Source organism: Mesorhizobium sp. M7A.F.Ca.AU.002.02.1.1 (genome assembly GCF_003998535.1).
In the GTDB taxonomy this organism is placed as follows: domain Bacteria; phylum Pseudomonadota; class Alphaproteobacteria; order Rhizobiales; family Rhizobiaceae; genus Mesorhizobium; species Mesorhizobium ciceri.
Map to the genome: position 1 here is coordinate 1 of NZ_RZPB01000298.1, position 6,934 is coordinate 6,934.

The 6,934-nt window shown below is 61.2% G+C and carries 8 protein-coding genes and 1 tRNA gene; 4 read left to right on the forward strand and 5 right to left on the reverse strand.

What is annotated here, in order from left to right; translation table 11 throughout:
• The first annotated feature begins 16 nt into the window (after positions 1 to 16).
• Together EN879_RS18755 and EN879_RS18760 are read left to right on the forward strand one after the other, a co-directional pair.
• Positions 17 to 556: a MerR family transcriptional regulator gene (locus EN879_RS18755; RefSeq protein WP_063167770.1), complete on the forward strand. Its 540-nt coding sequence runs from the start codon at positions 17 to 19 to the stop codon at positions 554 to 556.
• Between the two features lie 85 nt (positions 557 to 641).
• Positions 642 to 944, forward strand: coding sequence for a hypothetical protein (locus tag EN879_RS18760; protein ID WP_013532229.1), 303 nt, complete (start codon positions 642 to 644; stop codon positions 942 to 944).
• 541 nt (positions 945 to 1,485) lie between these two features.
• Here EN879_RS18760 and EN879_RS18770 read toward each other — a convergent pair.
• On the reverse strand, positions 1,486 to 2,100 hold the full coding sequence (locus EN879_RS18770) for a hypothetical protein (protein WP_063167771.1): 615 nt from the start codon (positions 2,098 to 2,100) through the stop codon (positions 1,486 to 1,488).
• A gap of 283 nt (positions 2,101 to 2,383) precedes the next feature.
• On the opposite strand from EN879_RS18770, the gene EN879_RS18775 reads away from it, so the two are divergent.
• On the forward strand, positions 2,384 to 2,665 hold the full coding sequence (locus EN879_RS18775; protein ID WP_063170208.1) for a helix-turn-helix transcriptional regulator: 282 nt from the start codon (positions 2,384 to 2,386) through the stop codon (positions 2,663 to 2,665).
• A 188-nt stretch (positions 2,666 to 2,853) separates the two neighbouring features.
• On the forward strand, positions 2,854 to 3,315 hold the full coding sequence (locus EN879_RS18780; protein ID WP_013532225.1) for a YbaK/EbsC family protein: 462 nt from the start codon (positions 2,854 to 2,856) through the stop codon (positions 3,313 to 3,315).
• 113 nt (positions 3,316 to 3,428) lie between these two features.
• Here EN879_RS18780 and EN879_RS18785 read toward each other — a convergent pair.
• From EN879_RS18785 to EN879_RS18800, 4 genes are all read right to left on the reverse strand, one after another.
• Positions 3,429 to 3,505: transfer RNA gene (locus EN879_RS18785), tRNA-Pro, on the reverse strand.
• A 354-nt stretch (positions 3,506 to 3,859) separates the two neighbouring features.
• Positions 3,860 to 4,627, reverse strand: coding sequence for an outer membrane beta-barrel protein (locus EN879_RS18790; RefSeq protein WP_013532224.1), 768 nt, complete (start codon positions 4,625 to 4,627; stop codon positions 3,860 to 3,862).
• A gap of 290 nt (positions 4,628 to 4,917) precedes the next feature.
• Positions 4,918 to 6,174 carry an O-antigen ligase family protein gene (locus EN879_RS18795; RefSeq protein ID WP_063167772.1) on the reverse strand — a complete coding sequence of 419 codons (1,257 nt, stop codon included), beginning with the start codon at positions 6,172 to 6,174 and terminating at the stop codon, positions 4,918 to 4,920.
• On the reverse strand, positions 6,171 to 6,934 hold a 764-nt coding region (locus tag EN879_RS18800), incomplete at its 5' end, for an exopolysaccharide biosynthesis polyprenyl glycosylphosphotransferase (RefSeq protein WP_127274170.1). The genes EN879_RS18800 and EN879_RS18795, both read right to left, overlap by 4 nt.

The window sequence follows — 6,934 nt, forward strand, 5'->3', positions numbered from 1 at the left end:
GCGTGAGGATTCGCCCATGGACAAGAGCCCCGACGCCTTTCGTACCATCAGCGAGGTCGCCGAAGATCTCGATTTGCCGCAGCATGTGCTGCGCTTCTGGGAAACGCGTTTCAACCAGATCAAGCCGATGAAGCGCGGCGGCGGCCGTCGTTACTACCGGCCGCAGGATGTCGAGCTGATCAAGGGCATCCGTCACATGCTCTACGACCAGGGCTACACCATCAAGGGCGTGCAGAAGCTGTTGCGCGAGAACGGCAACCATTTCCTGGTTGCCATCGGCAATGGCGACATGGCCGCCGTCGAGGCGATCTCGCAGCGAAGGCAGGCTGACCAGGTGCCGCTGACGCCGGCGGCCCAGCCGCGCAGCATGGACGACGAACTGGTCGGCCAGCCGCGCGTCAAACCCAGCCGTCGCTTTTTCGGCCTGGGCAAGAGCGACGAGGACGGTCCGGTGCAGCCGGATGCATCGAAACTCTCGCGCGACAACAGGGCCTTGCTGCAGGAGGCGTTGTTCGACCTCCTGGAATGCAAGCGCCTGCTTGATCAGGTGCGCTGACCGCAGCCCGACGCGATAGTTCGAAACCGGAACCCGTCTTCCGGTGAGGCGTTACGTTTCCTTCTGCAAGTGAAGGAAACACATCATGGCATCATTTTCGACCCTCTCGGACATCGATCTCGACAGGCAGGTCGCGGCTCTCACCAAAGAACTGGCCAGCTTGAAGAGGGCTGTGGCAAGGCGAGGCGGCGCCTACTACGAGGACGGTCGCGATGCAGCCTTCGACACCTATTCCGATCTTGCGGGGCGTCTGCGCGACGCCATGCCGGCACTGCGTAAACAGGGCAGGGTGATCGAGAGGTCGGCCCGCGACCATCCGGCGGCTGCCGCTGCTGTCGGCCTTGTGGTGCTCGGTCTTGTCGCCAGTCTGCTGTTCAGCCGGCGCTGAGGCGGTGCTTCTGATGGTTGAGGTAGCTGGCGCCGTCATTCGACGAACTTGGTGCGCCCAAATCGTGTCGAGCTAACGCGCCGCAATGCCAAGGGAAGACCGGCCTTGGACAGGAAGCCAAGGCCGGTCTTCTCGGTGGCAGTTTGCGGTGCTTAGGCCTTGTTTCCGATCACATGGTGGTGGTGGCGGTGATGATGGTGATGGCGGACATGGTGGCGATGATGATGGTGGTGACGATGGTGCTTTGCCATCGGCGCCGCATCCGCACTCGTCGCACCGATGACGGGCACCGTGAAAGCCAATGCAACTGCAAGCCCGAGGGCCGAGAGGAGGGACTTCTTCATGGATCGTTTCCTTTTGTTTCGCGGGCGCATATGGATCGGGGCGATAGCCCGGCCGCCGCGAATGGAATTACGCGCCTGAATTTTTTCGTCAGTATTTCCCGATTGTAGAATTTTGTTTCTGGACTGTTTCTGCCCAATCCAGCCTCCCGCCACCATGCACGGCAAGATCGAGAGGCGGCCATTGGCCGCCTGTCCGACTACATCGGCGGCACGACGCCGTTGGTCCCGACCACGACGCGGCTGGCGCTCAGCGCGCCGTCACTACCCCGCTCTGCGGTGACAAAGACCGTCGCACCCGGCTTGAGGTCGCTCGGCGTCGCCGGCGCGAAGGTGACGACAGGGGTGGTGTCGGGAATCGAAATCTTCTTGGTCTGGCCATTGTCATAGGTCAGCGTGACGGATCGCCCGCTTATATCGGTAACGTCGGCGACGGTGCCGTTGGTCATCCGGCTGTTTGGCTGCAGGTCCCAGGGGCGGTCACCCTCGCCGGTGCCTTTCAGCGCGGCCGGGAAGACCACCACCTCCAGGGCGCCGCTGCCGCCATCCGCTTTCGATACGGAGGCAATGCCGAGGAAATCGCCCTGCTTGATGTCCGTTGCCGAGGCGTTGGCGACGCCCGAGATCTTCCAGCCGGCCTTGAGCTTGATCGCGTCGGTATCGCCCTGGCGGGTTTTCACGGTGAGCAGCGTGGGCTTAAAACTGACCACCGTGCCGCGCACACGAAGCGCGCCTGCGGCTTGGGCGGCGCCCGCGCCGGCGACGGAAAGGCTGGAAATCGTGCCGAGCACGACCATGACTGTCTTCAAGTTCATTGCAAAAAATCCTTCCGGGAAAGAACTGGCTGGAACCGGATGGTTTCGCGCCAGCGACCCGGAGATAACGAATGGGCGCGGCGAAACTGCCGGCAAAAGGCCAATCAGGCCTTCAAAACAACTTGATCGCGACGTGTGCGCCAGAGGCCGCGCCAGGCACCCGGTTCACGATCCCGTGACGGCCATTTTGGCCCTTGGCAAATCACCAGTGAGAGGGCATCTTCCCGACCGTCTCAGGCAACACTCCTCATTTGATCAAACTCTTTCAGTCATGGAGTTGCCAATGCCCCATAATGCGAAAAGCGAACCCCACTCCGAACCGGCAACCAACGGGAGCGGGCCAGATTACAACACCCTCAGAGCGATGCGGGAGACCCGCGGTTACAGCGTGGAAGAGCTTTCCCTGACATGCGGCCTGGCGGTGGACGAGATTGAGGATATCGAAAGCGGCAGAGTGACCGATCCGTCGAAGCTGCGTCGTATTGTGTCCGCGCTTCACCTTCCCCAGGAGGCTCTGATCACCCCGGCTGCGCCGACGCCGGCGCAAGGTCGATCGCTGGCGTAGACCCCGCACCAGGCATTCCAGAGAACCCGCCAAGGCCCTCTTGGCGGGTTTCTTTGTACCTGCCGCAGCGTCTGCTTCAGCCTGGCGCTTGCCGATTTGTATGCCGCGCGTGCTTATATGCGCGGCGGCCCCGGCTGCTGGACAGCAATCCGCCGTCCTTCAAGTTTTTGAACCATGGGTTTTTCGATATGAGCCTGGACTCCGTTCGTGCGTTCTTTGCCACCCACGCGCCCGACATCGATGTCATCGTCACGGAGGCGAGCTCGGCGACGGTGACCCTGGCGGCCGAGGCGCATGGCGTGCTGCCGGCGCAGATCGCCAAGACGATCTGCCTGCGCGTCGGCGACCGCACCATGCTGGTGGTGACCAGCGGCATCGCCAGGCTGGACAACCGCAAGTTCAAGGACCAGTTCGGCGGCAAGCCGCGCATGCTCGACGCGGCGGAAGTTGTCGAAGCGACGAGCCACCCGGTCGGCGGCGTCTGCCCGTTCGGCCTGCCGGCGCCGCTGCCGGTCTATTGCGACGTATCGCTGCGCGAATTTGACGAGGTCGTGCCCGCGGCAGGCGCCACCAATGCGGCGGTGCGGATCAGCCCGCAGAGGATGGTTGAGCTGATTGGGGCTGAGTGGATCGATGTGTGCCAGGGGTAGCCCAAGCCAGAGTTCAAGCGGCAGAGCACATGGTTGCCCCGATCCGAGATTTGGCCGGGCTGACCGAAGCATCTGGAGAGGCGGACTTCGGGGGCAAGTCCTGCTTTCAAATTTGGTCGGAGTGGCCGGATTCGAACCGACGACCCCTTGACCCCCAGTCAAGTGCGCTACCGGGCTGCGCTACACTCCGGACCGCGGAAAGCCCTATATTCTCAAGGGTTCAGAAGCAAGAGGCGAATTCGCTGAAATTGGTGAAATGGGAACAGATGGTGTCCCGGTGTGCCTTTGGTGACCGAAAGTCACACCGACAAATCATACCGCAAGTGCTGCTTAGGTTCCGGTCACCGAGGGCGGACACACTACGTGCTTTGTCTTGCCCTGGAAGGGCATAGCCTGCACCGCTCTAGGCTGCAATTGCCCAAAGAAGTTCAAGACTTCGTTCAATCGCCAGAATGTTCGAAGGAATATGTAGGCTACGAGGAAAGGGGAGCGCTGACGAGCTCCCCTGACGCTAGATCTGATCCGCGAAAATGATGTCGATGCACTACTGACCCATTCCAAACTTGTAGGTTAGCCGGGCCATCACGGCATCGACCTTTGCCTCTGTGCGATAGGTCTCGGGATTGTCGCCGAGAGTGCCATCATCGAACACGTTGTCGCCCGTGCTCGTCTTATGGCCGAGGTCAACGTGGGTGTAGTCCACGCCAAGCGAGAGGTTGTTCGTAAGGGCATAGTCGATGCCAGCGCCGAGCGCATAGCCGTTCTGCCACTCATTCTTTTCGTAGGTCACCAGGGCGTCGTTGTCTCGGGCGCGGAAATCCACCTTGCCGCCGGCATAACCAGCCTTGGCATAGATCAGCACGCGATCGAAGGCGTAGCCGACGCGGCCGACGACCGTGGCATAATTCGAGATTTTGGCGGTCTCGGTGTCGCTGTCCGGGAAATAGGGGCTGGTGATGGTCTTGCGGATGCCCGTTGCCGTCCAGGTCGCTTCGCCGCCCAGAATGAACTGTCCCCACTGCCATTGCGCGCCTGCATGGATACCGCCGGCTACGCCGGCTTTGTTGAAGTCAAATCCTTCTGTTCCCGCCGGAACGAGGTCGGTGAAGAACCCACCGTTTGGCTCGGTCATATCCGTTGCCGTGATGTCACCATTGGCAACGCCGAGATGGCCGCCGACATAGAGGCCGCTCCAGTCATAGGCCGACCCCGCAACCGGGGCCAACATGTCTGCTGCTGACGCGGTGCTTGCCGACAGGGCGGCAACCGCGAGAACTGCTAAGAATCTATTCACGTATTTCTCCCAACCCAAGTAATTCCCTCGGGAACAACAATAGCCGGGAGCGAAATGAAATTATGTGATGTTTTTGCCACAACCGCATATTTTTGCCATGGACCAACCGTCCGTCGAGCACTCGATCTACACTGGCCTGACGCTTCAAAACGCAAATGAAGCCGAGTAAAGCGCATGTAGAGCGCCTAGTCAGGAAATCCATCAGAAACTTCGTATTCGGGAAGCTCTCGAAGCTGTCTTCGTCGTGATGTAGAGCGGGCCGGATCTCCACCGAAGGCCAACGTGAAGCCCTCTCACTCCCGCGACTTTTATGCCGGTGCCGGCGAGCCCTGTAAGGCAGGCCGCAACAGCAGTTGATGCCTATATTCCAGCGCGATGGCGCCCCAGATCAGGCCGAGCAGCAGGTAGACATGGCGCCAGTGGTCGATGTCGATGAAGGTGCCGAGCCCGATATTGCCGATGAAGGCGACATAGGCGCACAGGAGATAGGGCTGCCACGGCCGGTCGCGCAGCAGGATGCGGAAGCCGGCTGCTATCGTCCACAAGACGAGCGCGAGGAACGACACGAAGCCGAGCCAGCCATAATCCATCAGCATCTTCAGCCAGATGTCGTGGGTGTCTTCACCGAAGATCGTGCCGAAGACCAGCGGGCCGATGCCGAACGGATGCTCCATCGCCATCTGGAAGCCGATGCCGTAGCGGGCGAAGCGGCCGAGGCGGGCGGTGTCGTAGCTCTGTTCGAGATGGGCACGGTTGGAGAACATCTCCGACACGCCGGGCAGCTGCAGGATGACGATCATGGCGACGACCAGCAGCGCCAGTGCTGCAATCGTCATCACCACCACGCGCAGCCGGAACATGCCGCTGGCGCTCTGCAGGAACAGGCAGCCGGTGAGCAGGACGGCCGAAACGGCGAACATGCCCCAGGCGCCGCGCGAAAAGGAGAAGAAGATGCCGGCGGTGATGATCAGCAGTGGCACCGCCAGCAGCGGCATGCGCGTCACCGGTCCGGTCAGGAGCAAATAGAGCAGATAGATGCCGGGCAGCACCAGGAACGGTCCAAACACGTTCGGATCCTGGAAGGCGCCGGCGGCACGGTCGTATTTGGTGAACATCTCGGCGCCCGGAAAGGCATGGAAGTAGCCTGCAATGCCAAGCAGCGAGGTGGCCACGGCCGAAACCACATAGGCAATGAAGATCAATCGGTAGAGGCTCGGCTGTACGGCTGTGATCGATGCGAAGAACACCGCGCTGAAGGCGAGAAACAGCGACACGGCGAGATAGAGCGGCGTGTTGGCGAGGTCCGCCATCTGCGTCATGGAGATCATGCCGCCGATGTTCATCGTCACCAGCAGCACCAGCAGCGGCGTTGCCGCGCGGGAAATCCGCAAGCCGAAAAGCGCCCAGATGGCAATCAGCCCCGCCATGTAGAGCTCATAGGGCGCCGGCTCGCTGATGACGAAGCCGGACAGCAGAATGCCGATGAAGACCGCGCCCGAGGAAATCAGCGCGACCAGCTTGGCGTTGACCACGACCTGCGGCAGATCATGGCTGATCGCGCTCAATAGGCGTTTTCCGTATTGAGCAGCCGGAGCGGCGTCAGGAACAGGATCCGCAAATCGAACAGCAGCGACCAGTTCTCGATGTAGTAGAGATCATACTCCGTGCGCATGCGGATCTTCTCGTTGGTGTCCATCTCGCCGCGCCAGCCATTGATCTGCGCCCAGCCGGTGACGCCGGGCTTGACCTTGTGGCGGGCGAAATAGCCGTCGACGACCTCGTTGTAGAGCAGGTTATGCGACTGCGCGGCGATGGCGTGCGGACGCGGGCCGACCAGCGATAGCGAACCCAGAAGCGAATTGAAGAACTGCGGCAGCTCGTCGATCGAGGTCTTGCGGATGAAGCGGCCGACGCGGGTGACGCGAGGATCGTTCTTGGTCACCGTCTGCTTGGCGGTCGGGTCGGCCTTGTCGGTATACATCGAACGGAACTTATAGACCTCGATGATCTCGTTGTTGAAACCGTGCCGCTTCTGATGGAACAGCACCGGACCCTTGCTGTCGAGCTTGATGGCGATGGCGGTCGCCAGCATGACCGGCGAGAACACGACGATGCCGATCAGGCTGAAGACGATATCGAAGGCGCGTTTGGCCACCGAATCCCAGTCGTTGATCGGCTTGTCAAAGATATCCAGCATCGGCACCGCGCCGATGTAGGAATAGGCACGCGGGCGAAACTGCAGCGCGTTGGAATGCGCCGAAAGCCGGATGTCGACCGGCAGCACCCACAGCTTCTTCAGCAACTGCAGAACGCGGGATTCGGCGG